Genomic DNA, 19248 nt, shown 5'->3' on the forward strand with positions numbered 1-19248 from the left:
TTTGCCATGAAGATCATCAAGACCGACGGTGTGCTGTCAGTCGAGGAGGAGCAGTTGCGCTACCTCGACGGCTTGAGCGCCGAGTTTGTCGAAAAGACGCTGCTCACGGAAGATGCCCTGATCGAACACTGCCGCGACGCCGACGCATTGATGGTATTGCGAGAGCCGATCACGGCTCGCGTTTTGGCGGAACTGAAGGGGCTCAAGGTCATTGGACGGTTCGGCGTAGGGCTCGATTCGATCGACGTCGAGGCCGCCAGCCGTGCCGGTGTTCAGGTAACCTACGTGCCGGACGCCAATCTGGTTGAAGTCAGCACCCACGCCATGGCCCTGATCCTGGCCTTGACGCGCAGGCTGAAGCAGTTCGACAGCGCGGTGCGCGCCGGCCGCTGGGCTGCAATGACCGACGGCGCCGGCATCACACGGCCCGACAGGCAGATCCTCGGCCTGATCGGCTTCGGCCAGATCGGGCGGCTGACTGCCGAGCGGGCGCGGGTCTTCGGCTACCACATCATCGCCTACGACCCGCATATGCCGGCCGAGCGCATCGCGGCCGGTGGTGCCGAACCGGTCGGCTTCGACGAGCTGCTGGCCAGGGCCGACATCGTCTCGCTGCACATTCCAGCGACACCGGAGACCAGAAACATCATGTCGGCGCAAGCCCTGTCGCGGATGAAGGAAGGGGCGATACTCATCAACGTGGCCCGCGGCGGCCTGGTCAACGAGGTCGCATTGGCGGACGCGATCCGGCGCGGCCATCTGGCAGGCGCCGGCATCGACACCTTCGAGCGGGAGCCGCCTTCGCCCGACAATCCGCTGCTGGCGCTGGACACTGTCCTGGTCAGTCCACACGCGGCGCACTACTCGACCCAGTCTTACGCGGAGGTTCGCAACAAGGTGTTTGCCGATGTCGCATCGGTCCTGCGCGGCGGCAAGCCGGTATATCCGGTCAACCGGATATGACCAATTCCCGATGTCGGCACCACCTCTATCCGCCTGCTCCGTGGAACCCAAGTCCTGCAAGTCGGGGTTCGCAGGGCGATAATGGGCAGCGCAACCTGTCGCGATTTGTCCGGTTGCCACATTTTGTTCTTGCTTTGTGCCGGCAGCTATGCTAGTAATTTGCGTATGGTGCTGATTCGGACCGAGGATCGCCGCAAGGCGGTTTTTTGTCTTTAGGTTTCAGCGCCACCCGTCGAGGCTCAACTCGGCTTGTCGCGACGCTCGACGATGTAGATGTGATCGGCGACCAGCACCACGTCGCCATGCTGGTTGATCACCTCGCAGCGCTCGACGACCCGGCCTGAATCGGGTCGCTTCGGGTCGTCTTCCTTGGCCGAGATGGTGGTGCGGGTCCTGATCGTATCGCCGATGAACACCGGCTTGATGAAGCGCAGCCGGTCGTAGCCATAGGAGAAGGCAACCGGGTTGACGACGCTGGCCGTCAGCCCGACGCCGACCGAAAACACCAGCGTGCCGTGGGCGATGCGCTGCCCGAACGGCGTCGTCTTCATGAACTCGGCGTCCATGTGGTGGGGAAAGAAATCGCCGGTATGGCCGGCATGGACGACGAAGTCGGTCTCGGTGATGGTGCGCCCGCTGGTCATGCGCGACGAGCCGATCCGGTAGTCCTCGAAATAGACAGTCTGCTCCATGTCAGGGCCTCGCCGCGATCGGTGTTGCCGGCGCCGCGCTCGATCGGTAGGCGGCTTCGACCAGCGCCATGGTGATCCAGCCGTCCTCGACGGAACTGACAAGCTCGGCGTCCTCGCCCGACGCGTAGCGCTGGACATTGGCCATGCGGCCGGCAAAGGCGTCCGGAAACCATGCGCCGACGAGTGGAACCGCAATCCAGTCCGTGCCGCCTTTGGGGTAGATTTCGAGAATGTCCGGCTCGCCGCGCGGATAGTCGAGGTTGACGCCCAGTTTGAGGTAAGCGGCGCCTTTGGTGCCGCAGATGCGGAATTCGCAGGCCTGGTGTTTTCGACCGAATTTGTGATCGTGGTTGATCGACAGCGCACAGCGCACCGTGTCGCCATAGTCGAGAATCGCGCTGGTGCGCGTTTGCGCAACCTTGTGGCCGGGATGGCCGAGCGTCTTGGCGTGAACCCCCTTGGGGTCGCCGAGCAATTGCCGGATCAGGTCGAGATAATGGATGGAATGCATGGCGATCTCGACGCGCGGCGCCTGCAACAGGAATTCCCAGAGCTGCCAGGGTGTCGCCAGCGCCAGCCATGCGTCGAAATCGACCACGTCGCCCAACCAGCCCTTGGCGATCGCATCCCTGAGCGCCAGCATCATCGGCGCGAAGCGCAGCTGGAAATTCACCGCCGCCTTCAGATCTTTGGCGCGGCAGATTTCGAGGATCTGGGTCGCCTCGGTGAGATTGCTGCCCATCGGCTTCTGGATCAAGGCCACGGCACCATCGGGCAGCGCCCTGAGCACGCCGGCGTGGTGAGCCGGGGGCGTCGCCAGATCGAAGACGGCGTCCTTGATTGACGCAGCTTCCTCGACCGACCGGTAAGCGGTGACGCCCCATTTCTGCGCCAGTTTTTCCGCCTTGGCCAGGTCGAGGTCGAAAAGCCCGGCAATCGGGAATCCGGCTTTCCCATAGGCCGGGAAATGCGCATCGCCGACGATCGAGCCGGCGCCGAAAATCACGATCGGCCTGGGCTTTGACGGCTGTGCCCAGGCCTGGGAGAGCGAGGCAGGATCGAAAATGTCATCAGTCATAATGGAAGACTTCGTCCATCGACGCCCACCACTCGCCCTCCTTGCGGGTCGGCAGCGGCTCCTGGCACGGCATGCAGAGCGCCCACCATTCCTGCGTCGTGGGATCGGCGGCCATCTTCGCCATGTCGGCGGCATAGTCGGTGCCGTGGTACTCGAAGGTGCTGAACAAAAGGTGCTCCGGTTCCCTCAGATAGATCGAATAATTCTTGATGTTGCAGGCGGAAATCATCTTGAGGACGTCCGGCCAGACGGCAGCGTGAAGCCGCACATACTCGGCGACTTTCTCCGGCTTGAGGCCGAGCACCATTCCCATTCGCTGCATGTCCGCCTCCTATTTTTCTATCGCCATGGTGAATTCCGCGATGCTCTTCGCCTTGATCGCATCCCAGTCCCAGTCGATGCCGATGCCGGGTTCGTCCGGTGCCAATGCGTGCCCGTCCTCGATACGCATTTTCTTGCCGGTCAGCTCGTCGAGCTGGGGAATATACTCGACATATCTGCCGTTCTGAACGGCGCATGTCAGGCTGACATGCAATTCCATCAGGAAATGCGGGCAGACCGGTATGTCGAACGCCTCGGCTGCATGCGCCACCTTCAGCCACGGCGTGATGCCGCCGATGCGGCCGACATCGACCTGCACGATCGAGCACGCGCCCTTCTGCATATATTCGCGGAAATGCCGGATCGAGTAGAGCGACTCGCCGACGGCGATCGGCGTCGAAGTCGCATTCGACAGGCGGATATGGCCGTCTATGTCGTCGGCCGGCAACGGTTCCTCGATCCAGGCGAGATCGAGTTCACGCAAGCGCTCTGCCCGGCGGACTGCCTCGTCGACCGAGAAGCCCTGGTTGCAGTCGGTCATGATTTCGTAGGAGTCTCCAACCGCCCGGCGCACCGCCGTCAGCCGGACAAGATCCTCGGAGCCGTGCGGCTTGCCGATCTTGACCTTCGAGCCGCGAAAGCCCTTGCCCTTGGCGGCCAGCGCATCCGCGACCAGCGCCTCGGTTTCGATATGCAGCCAGCCGCCTTCGGTCGTGTAGAGCGGGCAGCGGTCCTTGGCGCCGCCGGCCAGCTTCCACAGCGGCAGCCTCTGTTTCTTGGCCCGCAGATCCCAAAGCGCAGTGTCGATGGCCGCCAGCGCGATTGCCGTGATCGCGCCGATCGTCGTGGCATGGGTGGCGAACTCCAGCTCGTGCCAGATCGCCTCGATCATGTCGGCGTCGCGGCCGATCAGCCGCGGCGCAAGGTGGTCGGCCAGCAGCCGCATCACTGAGGAGCCGCCGGTGCCGATCGTGTAGCTGTAGCCGGTGCCGACCGCGCCGTCGGCGTCGGTGATGGTGACGATCGGTGTTTCCTGGCTGACAAAACTCTGGATGGCATCGGTGCGCTTGACCTTCGGCACCAGGTCGACCATCCGCAGTTCGATTTTCTCGATCTTTGCCATGATTTTAACCTCGCAATGTCCTGCCTGTTTCGGCGGAAAACAGATGGGCCTGCGACAGGTCCAGGCTCATCTTGACCCGGTCGCCGGCTTTCAGCGGCTTTGGATTGAGCATCCGCGATACCCAGTCGCTGCCGTTGAATTCGGCGAACACCAGCGTCTCGTTGCCGAGCGGCTCGGTGACGGTCACCGGTAGTTCTACCTGGTGGACGTCGACGTCTTCGCCGGAGCTGATGCCATGCCCGGTCGGATAGATGTCGTCGGGCCTGAGGCCGAACACCACTTTGTCGCCGGCCTCGATATTGGCCTTGAACTGGCTGGGCAAAGGCAGCCTCTCGCCGCTGGCGAACAGCAACTGTCCGTCGTCGACAACCGCCTCATGCAGATTCATCGGCGGCGAGCCGATGAAGCCGGCGACGAAGCGTGTCTGCGGCCGGCGGAAGACCTCGTCGGGTGTGCCGACCTGCTCGATGAAACCGTCACGCATGATGACGATACGGTCCGCCAATGTCATCGCTTCGACCTGGTCATGGGTGACGTAGATCACCGTCGACCGGACCTTGGCATGCAGCTTCTTGATCTCGGTGCGCATCTGCGTCCGAAGCTTGGCGTCGAGATTGGAAAGCGGCTCGTCGAACAGGAAGACGTCGGGATCGCGCACGATGGCGCGGCCCATGGCGACGCGCTGGCGCTGTCCGCCGGACAGCTGCGACGGCCGGCGGTCGAGCAATTGGTCGAGGCCGAGAATGCCGGACGCTTCGGCGACGCGACGGTCCATTTCTTCCTTCGCGGCGCCGGCTATCTTGAGCGAGAAGCCGAGGTTTTCGCGGACCGTCATATGCGGGTAGAGCGCGTAGGACTGGAACACCATCGAGATGTTGCGCGAGCGCGGCGGCAGGTCGTTGACCATGCGGCCGCCGATCTCGATGACGCCGTCGCTGATCGCCTCGAGGCCGGCGATCATGCGCAGGGTTGTCGACTTGCCGCAGCCGGACGGCCCGACCAGCGCGATGAACTCGCGGTCGGCGACCTCGAGGTCGATGCCGTGCACCACCGCCACCGGGCCGTAGCTTTTGGTGAGGTTCTTGAGCGATACAGTTGCCATGTCAGCCTTTCACCGCGCCGGAAGTGAGGCCGCCGACGAGGTGTTTCTGGACGATGAAGGTAAGCGTGAGCGCCGGTATGACCATGACCACGGCGAGCGCGCACATGCCGCGCCAGTCGATGGTGAATTCGGCTGTATAGTCGAGCAGGCCCACCGGCAGGGTCTTGGAGTTGATCGAGCGCGTCAGCTGCGAGGCGAGCGCGAACTCGTTCCAGGAGGTGAGGAAGGCAAAGATGCCGGCCGAGGCGATGCCCGGCCCGGCCAACGGAAACTCGACCTGCCAGAAGGCCTGCCAGCGCGTGCAGCCGTCGATCTGCGCGGCTTCGGCGAGATCTTTCGGCACCTGGCGGAAAAAGCCGTCGATCAGCCAGACGGTGAACGGCACGTTGAGCGCGACATAGACCAGGATCAGCCCGAAATGCGTGTCGATGATGCCGAGCCGCGCAAAGACGAAGAACAGCGGCAGCGACAGTGCGATGCCGGGCACCGTGCGCGTCAGCATCAGGCCGAGGAACATCGCCGATTTGGCGCGAAAGCGGTAGCGCGCAAAGGCGTAGCCGCCGGCCATGCCGATGACGATGGCGATCACCGTCGAGGTCACCGAGATGATCAGCGAATTGCGGAAGTAGTCGAGCACCGGAATGCCGCCCTGGCCGACGCCGCTGAACATGGCGATGTAGGCGTCGAGCGAGAGTTGCTGCGGGATCCACACCGGCGGCTTGGCCATGATTTCGACGGTCGGCCGCAGCGACGACAGCACGATCCAGATGCCGGGCAGGCAGATGACCAGCATGGCCAGGAACAGTCCGATGCCGTGAACGATTCCGAGCGCTTTGTTGCCGACGCGATGCAGGCTGTTCTGGTCCATCCTCACCACTCCGCCGCGATCTGCGTGCGCGCTGCGGCGAGCTTGCGGTAGAAATAGACGGTGAACAGGATCGACAGCAGGATCGAGAAATAGGCCATGGCATTGGCCATTCCCATCCTGGCATCGCTGTAGGCGGTGCGGGCGACCAGCGTCCAGACCAGTTCGGTGCGGCCGGCGGGGCCGCCGTCGGTCATGATCTTGACGATGTCGTAGGCGCGCGCGACGTCAAGCGAGCGGATGGTCATGGCGATAAAGGCAAACGGCATGATGAACGGCCAGGTGACATAGCGGAATGTCTGCCACGGCGTGCAGCCGTCGACGCGGGCCGCCTCGACCGGTTCGCGCGGCATCGCCAGCAGCCCGGCCAGGATCAGGATCGCGAACACCGAAGTCGACGACCAGATCTCGGCGATCAGGATGGCGATGAAGGCGAGATTGCCGTCGATCAGCCACGGGATGGCGCGATCGGTCAGGCCGAGCCCCTGCAGGGCGTTGTTCACCAGGCCGATATTGTCGTTGAACATGAATTTGAACTGGAAGCCGACGAGGATCGGCGAAAACATCATCGGAAACATCATGATGGTGCGCAGGATCCGCTGGCCGCGCGATGCCTTCTCCACCAGCAGCGCCAGCCCGAGCCCGATCAGCATTTCCAGGTTGAGCGCCACCGTCAGCAGCACCACGGTGCGGGCAAAGGCGACCCAGAAAGCGCGGCTGGTCAGAATGGTGACGTAGTTGCGCGCGCCGATGAAGACCCAGAACGTCTCCGGCCTGGTCAGCCGGAACGGCGTGAAGCTGGAATAGAGCGAAAGCAGCAGCGGCACCACCACCACGGCCGCCAGAACGATCACCGCCGGCAGCAGGAGCAGCAATGGCGGCGAAGGTCTCCAGCCTTTCATGGCTATCCGGTTCTGGTTGGTGCCCGGACACCGAAGGCCGCCATCGGCGAGCTGGGATCAAGACAAAGCGTGTTGCGCATGGTTCGCAAAAAGTTCGGGGGCGCCGCCCTTCGATGAGCGCGGCGCCCCCTTGGGAGAATGGTCAAAGCTTGCCGGCGTCCTCGAGGATTTGCATGGCCTTGGCGGCAGCGTCGTCCAGTGCCTGCTTGGAGGTCTTGTCGCCAAGGATGGCGGCCTGCAATTCGGGATAGACGGCGTTGGAGATTTCGATCCATTCAGGTGTCTGCGGCACGGCAAAAGCGTGCTTTGCCTCTTCCTGGAAAGCCGCCAGCACTTCCTTCTTGTAAGGATCGCTGGCCGCCTGCTGGATATCCCAGTCCCACACCGCCGTGCGGGTCGGCAGTGGGCCGCTTGCCGCCTCGAGCTTCTGGCTGTCCTCATTGGTCAGGAACCAGACCAGCGACGCCGCGGCTTCCTTGCTGGCGCAGTTTTCGGTGACCGAAAATCCGTGGTGCCCCGACCAGCCCGTGCGAATGCCTGCCGATCCCTTCGGCGCCACCTTCACCCCGACATTGCCGGCGACCTTCGACGACTTCGGATCGTTGAAGAAGCCTGCCCAGCCCGGCCAGTCGAGGTTGATGGCGACGGTGCCGGAGGCAAAGCCCTGGCCGAGATCGTCCCACAGATAGTTGGTGGTGCCGGCCGGCACCGCCTTAGCCTTGTAGAGATTGACGAACCAGTCGAGCGCGTGCACGCCGGCTTCCGAGTTGAAGGCCGGCTTGCCATCCTTGTCGAGGTATTCGCCGCCGTCGGCGATGAGCATCTCGTAAAAGCGGCCGTTGATCGCCTCTTCCTTGCCGGCGAACTGGGTGCCGTAGAAATCGGGCGGGCTGGCGAAGAATTCCGCCTGCTGGGCGACCTCGTCCCAGGTGTCGGGCGGTGTCAGCTCCTTGCCGTACTTGGCCTTGTAGGCGGCCTTCTTGGCTTCGTCCTGATAGAGGCTCTTCTGGTAATAGAGCGCCGAGACGTCGAACTGCGCGCGCGGCAGCATCACCAGCTTGCCGTCGAGCGTCGAGGCCTTGATCGTCGACGGCACGAAGGCGTCGATCTCCTCCTTCGGCAGCAGCTTGTTGAGGTCGGTGTAGATATCAGGATATTGCGGCGCGAAGGACGAGTGATTCGACCCAACGCACCAGTTGATGCTGCCGGAGGCGATGTCCGACTTGATTTCCTTATCGAGCTCGAAGTGGTTTTTCTTCGAGATCACGTTGACCTTGGCGCCGGTCAGTTTTTCCCATTCGCCGATGCGCGCGTACAGCCCTTCATATTGCTGGCCGCCGATCAGCTTGGCGTCGATGGTGACGCCGTCGAATTCGCCGGGCAGGTCGGCAGCAAGGGCAGTCGCACCCAGTGCGAGCAGCGTTACGCCGGCCGACAGGCCGCAAAACAGTTTCGTCATGGTATCCTCCCAAGAGTCTGCGTCGATCCATAGCGAGGGCGGATCGGCAGCTTCATTCATATACAAACAAAACATTTATAGGATCGTCAAGCCGAAAGTTCTTCCGGAAGCAATGCCGTTATGCGTATATGAAAAATGCAATTCACTGGAGAAGCGGAATGGCAGAGGACGAGGAAGACGACCGCTATCGAGCCCCGGCGCTGGACAAGGGGCTCGACATTCTCGAGCTGCTGGCCGGTGTCGATGGCGGCCTGACGCAGGCGGAAATCGCCAAGAAGCTCGACCGCAGCCCGAACGAGTTCTACCGCATGCTGGACCGGCTGGTGCGGCGCGGCTACGTCACGCGGCCGGATGGCGACCGTTATTCGCTGACGCTCAAGCTGTTTGGCCTGGCGCAGCTGCACGCGCCGGTGCGCCGGCTGGTTTCCTATGCGACGCCGCTGATGCGCGAGCTGGCAGAAACCTCGCAGCAGGCAAACCAGCTCGTCGTCTTCGATCGCGGCTCCGCCGTGGTGATCGCACAGCAGGAGGCGCCGGATTACTGGGGCATCTCCATCCGCGTCGGCTCGCATATCAGCCTGTTCGACACCGGCTCCGGCCATGTGCTGCTGGCGTTCCGCCCGCCGGAAGAGCGGCAGATGATGATCTCAGAACATCTGCGCAGCACCGACAAGCCACCGCAATCGCCGGAATTCTTCGCCCGCCTCGACCAGATCCGGGAACGCGGCTACGAGATGATGGCATCGATGCAGACCGCCGGTGTCTTCAACCTGTCGACACCGGTTCTTGGTTCGGACGGCAGGGCGATCGCCGCGCTGTCGATCCCCTACATAACCCTGGTCAACGCACCCAAGGCGCCCGACATTACGAGGACGATTGAGCTGCTGCTGGCAGCGACCGAAAAGCTGTCGCAACTGGCGGGATCGACCGTCAAGCAATCGCGATGAATTCTTATTTGAATGAAGAATTTCTCCGTGAGATGATCTCGAAGTCGCCAAGGAGGAGCGCGCCACCATGATCTTCGACACCCATCTGCACCTGATCGACCAGTCCGCGCTGCGCTATCCCTGGCTGGCCGGCGTGCCGGCACTCAACCGCGATTTCTCCTATGACGAATATGCAGTCCAGGGCCGCCGCGCCGGCATCGAGGGCGCATTGCATATGGAGGTCGATGTCGATCCTGCCGACATCGAGGCTGAAACCAGCCGTGTCAAAGCGCTGTCGCGGGAAAAGGCCAGCTTGCTGCGGGGGGCAATTGCCTCCTGCCGTCCGGAAGAGCCCGGCTTTGCCGCCTATCTCGAGCGCCAGCGCGCCGATCGTTTCGTCAAGGGCTTTCGCCGCGTGCTCCACGTCGTGCCGGATGAACTGTCGGAAGGTGCGCTGTTTCGCGAAAACATCAAGCGGCTAGCCGGCAGCGGCCTGACTTTCGACCTCGTCGTTCTGCCGCACCAGATCCCCAAGGCGATCGCACTCGCCGATCTCGCGCCGAATGTGCAGTTCGTGCTCGACCATTGCGGCGTGCCCGACATCAAGGGCGGTGCCGAGCACCCCTGGCGCGAGCACATGGCGGAGATCGCGCGGCGCCCGAACGTCGTCGGCAAAATTTCCGGTGTGGTCGCCTATGCGGATGCCGGATCCTGGACTGTCGAAACGCTTCGTTCCTATGTCGAGCACACCATCGAATGCTTCGGCTGGGATCGCGTCGTCTGGGGCAGCGATTGGCCGGTGTGCACGCTTGGCGGTGGGCTTGCGACCTGGATTGCGGCAACGCATGCGCTGCTTGCCGGCACCAGCACCGATGAACGGCAGCAACTGCTGTCCGGCAACGCCAAGCGGCTGTGGAGTTTGTAGAGCATTTTGCAGCCAAGTGGAATCGGGCGTCGCACAAATGCGGCTATAACGAATAGGTGGCCTCAGATCGTCGCCGACACGTGCCGCTCGCGACCGTAGAGCGAAACCAGGAGCACGATGACCAGGCCAAGTGCCGCCTGCACGGTCGAGGGCCGGAAGCCCAGGCCGATCAGCAGCGTGTTGATTTCCGTCAGCACCAGCACGCCGGCAATGGTGCCGAAATAGCTGCCGCGGCCGCCGACAAGGGCGGCGCCGCCGACCACCACTGCCGCGATCGTCTGGAACAGATAGGGCTGGCCGACATCGCCATAGGCAGAGCCGGTGAAGCCGAGCAGCAGCACGCCGGCTGCGGCGGCGAAGAAGGCGCTCGCGGCATAGGTCACGGTCCACATGCGGACTGGATCGATCAGCGCCAGCGGCGCAGCACCTGGATTGCTGCCTAGGGCGTAGAGACGGCGGCCGTATGGCGTGCGCGCCAGCACCAGCGCCACCAGCAAGGTCAACACCGCGACGCATGGCACCAGCCCCGGCACCGGCAGCGGTCCGACCGAACCGCCGATCGAAACGAAGGCGGAAACCGCGGCAGGCGCCGATCCGGATGGAAAGCCACCGGTCCACAACAGGACGGCACCTTGCACGATCATGCCAGTGCCGAGCGTGACGATCAGCGGGTGGATATCGAGCCCACGTGAGATCAGGCCGTTCAGCGCCCCGATCAGTATGGCGAGCGCGACGACGACTGCGCAGACAAGAGCAAAATTCCAGCCGCCGCCGTAGAGCTGTGCGGCAACGACATTGGCAAAGCCGATGATGAAGGGGATCGACAGATCGATACCGCCGAGAATGACGACTAGCGTCTGGCCGATCGATGCCACCGCCAGCAGCGAGGCAATCACCAGCAGCGCCCGGATGGCGAACGGCTGGGAGTAGCCCGGGATGAGCAAGGTGCCAAGGAGATGCAAGGCGACAGCGACGGCAAAGGCACCGGCGACGCGGGCATTGGTGGATTGGAACCAGGTCTGGCGCATGCTTCTCAGCCTTTCCCTCCCGAGAGCCGTTCCTGCAGCGCCGTCATGATGACGGCCACAACCAGGATCGCGCCATAGGCGATCTGCAGCACATAGGTGGAGACGTTGAAGGCGGTCAGCACGCTCTGCAGCAGGAAGATGTCGATAGCGCCGATGGCGGCGCCGGCGAGCCCGCCGCGCCCGCCGGCAAGGCTGACGCCGCCGAGCGCCACCGCGGCAATCGCGATCAGCGTGTAGGTTGGCCCGATATTGGGGTCGGCCGAACCGATCAGCGCGGTCAGCATCAGGCCCGCGCAGGCGGCAAGTATGCCGGTCATGACATAGGCGATGAAACGCACTTTGGTGACTGGAACGCCGGCCGTGTAGGCGGCGCGATCGTCGCTGCCCACCGCCATCAGCTGGTCGTAGTAAGGCGTCTGTCGCACCAGCCACCAGAACAGGAAGATCAGCGCCAGCGGCAGTGCCGACCAGGTTCCGGCCATTGCCTTCAGCCAGCCCGGCGCCGGCCCGATCGGCGCCGGCAGGACGGTCAGCGTCATGCCGGTGAGGATCAGATAGGTGCCGAGCGTCGCAACGATCGGCTGGATGCGGACGATGGTCGCCAAGAAGCCGTTGGCAGCGCCGACGATCGCGCCGATCAGAAGCGCCGCCGGCACGATGACCAGCGGCGAAGACATGCCAAGCCTGAGAAACAGCAGCTGGATCACCATCGCATTGACGAAGCCCATCAATGGCCCGACGGAAATGTCGATGCCGCCGCGCCCGGCGAGGATCACCGGAGCCGAGGCGACCGCTGCGCCGATCAGCGGCGCGGCGAGCCCGATCAGCGCGCCCCAGGCGGCAGGATGGAAGCGCGCCGGATTGAGCAGCAGATTGACCGCGATCAGGATGACCAACAGCACTGCCGCAAAGCCAGCGCCGCGCCATCGCGCCGCCATGCCCCGCAACCCGCTCATGCCGCGCGCCCGAACATGGCGGCGATCACCGTATCGCTTTTCATCGCGTCTCCGGTGATTTCAGCCGCCACCTGCTGTTCGCGAAATACCAGCACGCGATGGCAAAGCAGCAGGATCTCCTCGATCTCGCTCGACAGGATGACGAGAGCCATGCCGTCCGCCGCCAGTCCACGAAACACATCGTAGAGGACATGTCGCGTCGCCACGTCGACACCGCGCGTCGGATCATTGAGGAGCAGGATCGCCGGCTCCAGTGCCAGTGCACGGGCCAGCAGCACCTTCTGCTGGTTGCCGCCGGAAAGCGTGGTGATCGGGGCGTCCGGCCGTGGCGCGATGATCGACAGTCTGTCCCGATAGCGTTCATAGCGCTGCCGCCGCGCGGCCAAGCTGAGCAGGCCGAAACGCATATCGCGCGACAGCGTCGAGACGGCAAAATTGTCGAGCACCGATTGGGTCGGAAAAATGCCGGTGGTGCGCCGGTCGCGCGGCAAATAGGCGATGCCGCCGGCGACCGCCTTGCGGAAATTGGTGATCGCGCGCGCTCCGGTTGGCGCCTCGACGGTCACCTCGCCGCCGGCCGGGCGTTCCAGGCCGGCCAGCACTTTCAGGAACCGCTCCTGTCCGTGGCCGTCGAGGCCGGCAAGGCCGACGATCTCGCCCGGCGCAATGGTTTGCGTCACGGGGCTTGCGCCCGGCGCGATCACCAGGCCACGCACCGAAAGGCTGGCGCGATCAGCCATGCGCCAGCTCCGCCGCCGTGCGTGGCGCCATCGCTCTGAGAAGTTCGGATGCGGTGGACGTGCCGCGTTCCTCAGTCGTCACCACGCTGCCGCCGCGCAGCACGGAAATCCGGTCGGAAAGCGACATCACTTCGTCCATGCGATGGGTGATGAACAGGATCAGGCAGCCTTCGGAGGCAAGCTTGCGCATCATGGCAAAGACCGCCTCGCGATCGGCAAAGTCGAGCGCCGCCGTAACCTCATCAAGGATGAGAATGCGCGGGCTGCGCACCACGGCGCGGGCAAGCACTACCAATTGCTGAACCGCCAGCGGCAATTGCCCGGCCAACTGGTCGAGCGGGATCTCGGTCACCGCGAAGCGCTTCAGCACCGCTTGCGCGCGCTGCCGCCGCTCGGCGCGCGGCACGGTGCGCGTCAGCAAGCCGTCGAGGCCGAGCAGGATGTTGTCGGTCACCGAACGGTCAGGCGCGATCAGCACTTCCTGGAACACGGTGGCCAACCCGGCGGTCTGGAACGCCGCCGGCGAGAGGCCGGTAAAGGGCGCTCCGTCGAGCAGGATCGCGCCGCTGTCCTGCTGCACGATCCCCGACAGCAGCTTGACCAGGGTGCTCTTGCCCGAACCGTTCTCGCCCAGGATGGTGTGGATCGTGCCGGCGCGGAATGCGATGGAGGCATTGGCCAGCGCAATCGTTTCGCCGTAGCGTTTCGAGATGGCCTGGACTTCCAGCATGAGCAATCCTGATGGAGAAAGCCGGCACCGCTGGTGCGGAGCCGGCCCTCGTAAATGCTACTTGGCGCAGGCGTCCGGCACCTTCGAATAATCCCAGCCCTTGGTCGGTGCCGGATTGGTGAAATAGGCATCGAGCCATTCCTCCGGCATCGGATCCTTCGGCGGGACCGGGAAGATCGAGACGGCGTCCGGCGTCATGCAGTCCTTGTACCAGGCGCCGAGGTCGGCATTGTGGACCGGCGGAATCGGGATCAGCAGCGTATTGAGCTTCGGCTTCTGTCCGTCGAGCATGCGCACGCCGACACGAAACAGCGTCTCGGCCGTCCAGTGCGGCAGAACCGCATGGCCTTCGAAGCGGTATTTGTCGGGATTGGCCTTCCAGTAGCCGAGCGCATCGCCGGTGATCGAGCCGGTGATCAGCGGGGCAGGGCGGCCGGCCTCGGCAAAGGCCTCGGCAACGACGCGGCTTTCGCTGCCCGTCGTCCACACCGCATCGATCGGCGCCGGATTGGTGGCGATTGCCTGCAGCACCGCCGTCTTGGTAACGTTCGCCGTCCAATTGCCGTTGACGCTGCGCGAGACCTTGAGCTTTGAATTTTCGGCCAGCGCCTTGTCGGCACCCTGGCGCTCCTGCACGACGATCGGGTGACCGGCAATGCCTTCGACCAGAAGCACGCTGCCGCCGTCCGGCATTGCTTTGCCGATTGCGGTCATCATGTCGTAGCCCCAGCGGGCATAGTTGGAATCGACATTGATCGCATTCGCGCTGGTCACCGACCCAGCTGCCGTGATGAAGGGGATGCCGGCTTTGGCTGCGGCATCGATGGCATCGTCCAGCGCCGTCGCCGAGCCGGGGATCGAGGTGATGATCGAGCATTTTTTGTCGATGAAGGCGCGGATCTGGTTGATCTGCTGACTGGCATCATTGTTGGAATCCGACACCTCGAAGCTCGCCACGGTGCCGTCGGCGATCAGGCCGTCGACCAGCCGCTTCAACTCCTTGGTGACGGTGACGCGCCACGGATTGCCCTGGTAGGACTCTGAGTGGCACCATTTCCACGGCTTTGACGGCGGCGTGAAATTATCCCAGGCCGACGGCAGCACCTTTTGCGGCGCACCGTCATATTGTGCCTTCAGTTCGGTCGGCAATCCAGCAATCACGCCCGAAACGTCTTGAGCGCAGGCTATGGTCGTGACCGATGCAAGTGCGGTTGCGGCCATAAGGCCGCGGATCAGGCTGTTCATGTTCTCCTCCGTTCGGTTGTTTCAGGCTCCTCCGCCGGCAACGCCGGACACCTGCGTCGAAAGGCTCTCCCGAAACAGGCGATTGAGACCGGCAACGACGCGAGCGGCATTGTGCCTTTCGCTCAGGCCGAGATTGATGCGATCGGACGCCGCCTGCTGGAAGGCCATGTAGCCATCATGCCGCGGCCTCACCCAGGCACCTTCGAGCGTGGCCCGGGTGTCCTTGTAGAAATTGCCGGCGGCGGCATTGACGGCGGCATCCGCCCAGGCCGCGGCGTGGCCGGGCTGGCCGCCGGCCGCGGCGTCGGGGCCACGCCGCACGGCGCCGCTGGTGATCCAGTAGGCTAAGTCGATTGCTTCCTGTCCGGCCTTCGAGACGGCCGACACGGCGATGCCGGTCCCGCCGAGCGCCGAGCCTTTGGGGCCGGCATTGCCAGCGGCCGGGATATCCGCGAAAGCCAGGCGGTTGGGTCGAAACCCGGCGATGGCATAGGAGACATAGCCATAGATCAGCGGCGCGCAGGCGATCCGCGAGCCGGATCCGGCCATTTGCTCCAGAACCGCGATCGGATCCATGCCAAGACAGGCCGGGTCGACGAGGGCTGCGATCTCGCACATCATCTCGAAGGCCTGCTTGCCCGCTGCCGGGTCCACATGGTCGCCAGGGCCTTCACCGGCGGGCCGGCCGAGATTGCCGGCAAGCGTGTAGAACACCATCAGCGAATGCGGCGGCCTGAGCGGCAACAGCACGTGGCCTTGCCGCGCCAGATCGAGGGCATCGGCCCAGTTCGCCGGCGCAGCCGAAAGCATGTCGGGCCGCCATGCCTGCACCTGGCTGGCCGCGTCGATCGGAAACGCCCACTGCCGGCCTTGCCAGTTGTAGCTCGGATAGGACCGGCCGACACTGCCCGCCGCAAGTGCCGCACGTTCGGCTTCCCGGCCGGTGACATCGAGCGGCGCCAGGCAATTCTCGGCGGTGATCTGGCCGACATGCGGATGGTCGACGACGATCAGGTCGTAGGCACGGGCCAGTTCCTCGACCGGGAAGGATTCGAAATCCTGCAGCGAGCGCTTGTCCCATTCAACGGCGATGCCAGTTTGTTGCTTCCACAGTCTCGAACAGGCGACCATCGGGTCATAGCCGCGCGGATGGCTCCAGGTCATGCCTTTGAGCGTGACGTCGCTCACAGCCCGAACTCCGCGCGGATTTTTGCGCTGTGCTCGCCGATGCGTGGCGCGGCCCGCTCGACCTTCGCGCGGATGCCGTCGATCCTGAGCGGCGAGCGCGTGGTGAGGATCGAAACGTCATCCTCGCGCGTCACCGTCTGCAGCATGTCGAGGACCTGGAAGCCTTCGCTGGCCATCATTTCCGGCCAGCTCAAAACCTTGGCGCACCAGATGTCGGCAGGCTCGAGAATGGCAAGCCATTCGTCGACCGTCTTCGTTGCGATCTTTTGCGCGATGATCGCCTTGATCTCGTCGCGGGCGGTGAACCAGGTCGACGGCTGGTCGCGATAGGGCGCAAGCTCCTCGAGCCCGAGGAGATCGGCGAGTTTCGAGATCGGCGTCATGGCGATCGCCAGATAGCCGCCCTTGGCCGGATAGACGCCGTAGGGCGCCGAGAGATAGGCGTGCGCGCTGCGGAAGCTCGACCGCCGCGGCAGCCGGCGCCCGTCATTGAGATGCGTGGTCAGCACCTCGAACTGGAAGTCGACCAGCGCTTCGAGCAGGCTGGTCTCGACATGGCTGCCCTTGCCGGTCACGCCGCGCCGCACCAGTGCGGCGAGGATGCCTTGCGCGGCGGCGGAGCCCGCCAGCATGTCGGCGATCGCCAGGCCGAAGGGCACCGGCCCTTGGTCCTCGTCGCCGTTCAGCCACATCACGCCGGAGCGGGCCTGCGCCAGCAGATCCTGCCCGGGCCGCTTGACCCACGGGCCTTCCTCGCCATAGCCGCTGATCGAGGCATAGACCAGGCGCGGATTGATCTTGCGCACCGCCTCGTAATCGAAGCCCAGGCGTTCGATGACGCCGGGCCTGAAATTCTGGATCAGCACGTCGGCCTTGGCCAGCAGGCCGCGCAGCGCCGCAAGGTCGGCCTCGTCCTTCAAGTCGATGGCAAGGCTTTCCTTGGCGCGGTTGATCGCATGGAAAATGGTGGAATCGCCGCCGATCTCGGTGTCGCTGAGATAAAGCCGGCGCGACAGGTCGCCGCCATCCGGCCGTTCGATCTTGATGACGCGAGCGCCGAGGTCGAGCAGTCTGAGCGAGCAGTAAGGCCCGGACAAGAACTGGCTCATATCGACAACGATGAGCCCGGTCAGCGGCAGTTCGGCAATGGCAGCCATTGCCTATTTCTCCGTCTTGCCGGCGAAATCGGCCGGATTGCGGTACTTCACCGTCTGCAGGTGCTCGCAATAAAGCACGAGCTCGCCTTCACCCTTGAAGACTTCATAGCTGGCGCGGATCAGCCCCATTTCCTTGTATTTTGGCTTCTTGTCGAGGTTGGAGCGGATCGAATAGATCGTGTCGCCTATGAACACCGGCTTGATAAAGCGCAATTTGTCGTAGCCATACGAAAAGGCGTTGATGCAGTTGGTGGCGACCAGCCCGAGCCCGGCCGAGAACACGAAAGCGCCGGCGACCAGCCGCTTGCCGAAAATGCCTTGCGTTTCGGCGAACATCTGGTCCTGCACGTATGGATGGATGTCGAGCACCAGCGTGTTGAAGAGATGGCTGTCGCCCTCGGCAATGGTCCGGCGCAGGGAGCGGATCTTCTGGCCGACCGGCCAGTCTTCGTAGAACCAGTTCTCGGCGTTCCAGACGGGAAGGTCGGCGTGATCCCTAGGCATGTTGGCGGGGTGTGTCGATGCCACGCCCACGGTTGGCGCGAAACCGCTCATGACGACTTCCTCTGGGAGCGGGAATCGTCCATCAGGGCGCGCCGCAGACCAGCGAAATGCATGATCGATCCTCCCGTCAATCTTCTTTTGTGAATAGTATTTTCACATATGGGGTTGTGTTGCAAGCGTGAACAGGCGAAATTTTGCCTGCTCCGTCGGGGCCAATGCCGGCGGAACAAGGGAGGAAGTGATGCAGAATGCCTGTCTGGTTTTCGTCGGCAGCCTCAATCGCGACGCCCCGTATTTTCAGGGCGCGCGCGGCATCGGGCTGGGTGTCTACAGTTTCGACGAAGGGAGGCTGCAGACGAAGAAACTGGCCGAGACGGGAGACATCGACAATCCCACCTTCCTGTCGGTGACGCCGGACGGCTCCCACATCTATGCCAACTCAGAAGTGTTCACCTGGCGCGAAGGGGTGGTCTCGGCCTACCGTTTCGACAGACAGACCGCCACGTTGTCCTACATCAACAAGCAGCCGACGCTGGGCAGCATCACGGCGCACAACACCATCACGCGCGACCGGACGAAGCTGCTGGTCGCCAATTACCGCATGGGCGAGGGCGGCCCCGATCGCTCGGTCGTGGTCTATGGGTTGGGTGAGAATGGCGGCCTGACAGCGCCGTTGTCGAGCGTTGCCCATAGCGGGACCGGACCAGATCCTGCCCGCCAGGAGCGGCCGCATGCCCATAGCGTAACCGAGACGGTTGCCGGCGGCATGGCGATCGTCGCTGACCTCGGCATCGACCGGCTGGTGTCCTATCGCATCGGCTCAGACGGCAGCCTGACGAAGCTCGCCGAGTCGGCGCTTGCGCCAGGCGCGGGTCCGCGCCATCTCGCACTGCATCCGGGCGGTCGCTTCGTGTTCGTCATGAACGAGCTGGATTCGACGGTTGTCTCGCTGGCGCTGGACGAAGCATCAGGCAAGCTTACGGTGATCGACAGCAAGCCGGCCGTGCCGCCCGAGGCGCGCGACGGCAATCACTGCGCCGACATCCAGATCTCGCCTGACGGCCGCTTTCTCTACGGCTCCAACCGCGGTCATGACAGCATCGCCGTGTTTTCGGTCGACCAGCAAACCGGCAGGATTGCCCTTGTCGACTATACGCCTTGCGGCGGTGCCACGCCGCGCAATCTGGCACTGACGCCCTCGGGCGGCCATCTGTTCTCGGCCAACCAGAATGCCGACCGCATCTCTATTTTCGCCCGTGATGCCGCAACCGGCCGGCTGACCGACACCGGCCGATCCATCGAAATTGGCACGCCGATGTGCGTGAGGATCGTGCGTTGACGCGA

At 63.8% G+C, this 19248-nt stretch carries 20 protein-coding genes; 4 read left to right on the forward strand and 16 right to left on the reverse strand.

Features of this window, described 5'->3' with window-relative positions; all coding sequences use genetic code 11:
- The first annotated feature begins 6 nt into the window (after nt 1-6).
- Complete coding sequence (locus NKI59_RS12795) at nt 7-963, forward strand: C-terminal binding protein (RefSeq protein WP_352704613.1); 957 nt, start codon at nt 7-9, stop codon at nt 961-963.
- 239 nt (nt 964-1202) lie between these two features.
- Here NKI59_RS12795 and NKI59_RS12800 read toward each other — a convergent pair whose 3' ends face one another.
- From NKI59_RS12800 to NKI59_RS12835, 8 genes are all read right to left on the reverse strand, one after another.
- Nucleotides 1203-1655, reverse strand: coding sequence for a MaoC/PaaZ C-terminal domain-containing protein (locus NKI59_RS12800; protein WP_352569274.1), 453 nt, complete (start codon nt 1653-1655; stop codon nt 1203-1205).
- Nucleotide 1656: 1 nt separating this feature from the next.
- Complete coding sequence (locus tag NKI59_RS12805; protein WP_352704615.1) at nt 1657-2733, reverse strand: Gfo/Idh/MocA family protein; 1077 nt, start codon at nt 2731-2733, stop codon at nt 1657-1659.
- Entirely contained in the window at nt 2726-3055 is a 330-nt protein-coding gene (locus NKI59_RS12810; protein WP_023676093.1) for an L-rhamnose mutarotase, read from the reverse strand. The genes NKI59_RS12805 and NKI59_RS12810 overlap by 8 nt, the downstream gene beginning before the upstream one ends.
- Before the next feature lie 9 nt (nt 3056-3064).
- Nucleotides 3065-4177 (reverse strand): mandelate racemase/muconate lactonizing enzyme family protein, encoded by a 1113-nt coding sequence (locus NKI59_RS12815; protein ID WP_352704617.1) that lies wholly within the window; start codon nt 4175-4177, stop codon nt 3065-3067.
- Nucleotides 4178-4181: 4 nt separating this feature from the next.
- Nucleotides 4182-5279, reverse strand: coding sequence for an ABC transporter ATP-binding protein (locus NKI59_RS12820; RefSeq protein WP_352704619.1), 1098 nt, complete (start codon nt 5277-5279; stop codon nt 4182-4184).
- Between the two features lies 1 nt (nt 5280).
- Nucleotides 5281-6147, reverse strand: a complete 867-nt coding sequence (locus tag NKI59_RS12825) for a carbohydrate ABC transporter permease (RefSeq protein WP_352451567.1) — start codon at nt 6145-6147, stop codon at nt 5281-5283.
- A gap of 2 nt (nt 6148-6149) precedes the next feature.
- Nucleotides 6150-7046 (reverse strand): carbohydrate ABC transporter permease, encoded by an 897-nt coding sequence (locus NKI59_RS12830; RefSeq protein ID WP_023676089.1) that lies wholly within the window; start codon nt 7044-7046, stop codon nt 6150-6152.
- A gap of 142 nt (nt 7047-7188) precedes the next feature.
- The gene (locus NKI59_RS12835) at nt 7189-8505 is read right to left on the reverse strand and encodes a type 2 periplasmic-binding domain-containing protein (protein ID WP_352590374.1); all 1317 of its coding nucleotides are present in this window, start codon (nt 8503-8505) and stop codon (nt 7189-7191) included.
- 158 nt (nt 8506-8663) lie between these two features.
- On the opposite strand from NKI59_RS12835, the gene NKI59_RS12840 reads away from it, so the two are divergent.
- Together NKI59_RS12840 and NKI59_RS12845 are read left to right on the forward strand one after the other, a co-directional pair.
- Nucleotides 8664-9452 carry an IclR family transcriptional regulator gene (locus tag NKI59_RS12840; protein WP_352621006.1) on the forward strand — a complete coding sequence of 263 codons (789 nt, stop codon included), beginning with the start codon at nt 8664-8666 and terminating at the stop codon, nt 9450-9452.
- 67 nt (nt 9453-9519) lie between these two features.
- Nucleotides 9520-10356 (forward strand): amidohydrolase family protein, encoded by an 837-nt coding sequence (locus tag NKI59_RS12845; protein ID WP_352621008.1) that lies wholly within the window; start codon nt 9520-9522, stop codon nt 10354-10356.
- Between the two features lie 62 nt (nt 10357-10418).
- Here the strand turns inward: NKI59_RS12845 and NKI59_RS12850 are convergent, their stop codons facing one another.
- From NKI59_RS12850 to NKI59_RS12885, 8 genes are read right to left on the reverse strand one after another with little or no spacing between them, the layout of a single operon-like run.
- Nucleotides 10419-11384: an ABC transporter permease gene (locus NKI59_RS12850; RefSeq protein WP_352621010.1), complete on the reverse strand. Its 966-nt coding sequence runs from the start codon at nt 11382-11384 to the stop codon at nt 10419-10421.
- Between the two features lie 5 nt (nt 11385-11389).
- Entirely contained in the window at nt 11390-12340 is a 951-nt protein-coding gene (locus tag NKI59_RS12855; protein WP_352621012.1) for an ABC transporter permease, read from the reverse strand.
- Nucleotides 12337-13080, reverse strand: a complete 744-nt coding sequence (locus NKI59_RS12860; protein WP_352621014.1) for an ATP-binding cassette domain-containing protein — start codon at nt 13078-13080, stop codon at nt 12337-12339. Before NKI59_RS12860 ends, NKI59_RS12855 begins: the two co-directional genes overlap by 4 nt.
- On the reverse strand, nt 13073-13810 hold the full coding sequence (locus NKI59_RS12865; RefSeq protein ID WP_352621016.1) for an ATP-binding cassette domain-containing protein: 738 nt from the start codon (nt 13808-13810) through the stop codon (nt 13073-13075). The genes NKI59_RS12860 and NKI59_RS12865 overlap by 8 nt, the downstream gene beginning before the upstream one ends.
- A gap of 57 nt (nt 13811-13867) precedes the next feature.
- The gene (locus tag NKI59_RS12870; RefSeq protein ID WP_352621018.1) at nt 13868-15055 is read right to left on the reverse strand and encodes an ABC transporter substrate-binding protein; all 1188 of its coding nucleotides are present in this window, start codon (nt 15053-15055) and stop codon (nt 13868-13870) included.
- Between the two features lie 21 nt (nt 15056-15076).
- On the reverse strand, nt 15077-16219 hold the full coding sequence (locus NKI59_RS12875; protein ID WP_352704723.1) for an extracellular solute-binding protein: 1143 nt from the start codon (nt 16217-16219) through the stop codon (nt 15077-15079).
- A gap of 20 nt (nt 16220-16239) precedes the next feature.
- Nucleotides 16240-17400, reverse strand: coding sequence for a CaiB/BaiF CoA transferase family protein (locus NKI59_RS12880; RefSeq protein WP_352621020.1), 1161 nt, complete (start codon nt 17398-17400; stop codon nt 16240-16242).
- Nucleotides 17401-17403: 3 nt separating this feature from the next.
- The gene (locus tag NKI59_RS12885) at nt 17404-17955 is read right to left on the reverse strand and encodes a MaoC family dehydratase (RefSeq protein ID WP_352455282.1); all 552 of its coding nucleotides are present in this window, start codon (nt 17953-17955) and stop codon (nt 17404-17406) included.
- A 190-nt stretch (nt 17956-18145) separates the two neighbouring features.
- Between NKI59_RS12885 and NKI59_RS12890 the strand changes: the two genes are divergently transcribed.
- A complete protein-coding gene (locus NKI59_RS12890) occupies nt 18146-19243 on the forward strand; it encodes a lactonase family protein (protein WP_352704621.1) in 1098 nt (365 codons plus the stop codon).
- Nucleotides 19244-19248: the final 5 nt, after the last annotated feature.

This window comes from Mesorhizobium sp. M0598 (genome assembly GCF_040320865.1).
In the GTDB taxonomy this organism is placed as follows: domain Bacteria; phylum Pseudomonadota; class Alphaproteobacteria; order Rhizobiales; family Rhizobiaceae; genus Mesorhizobium.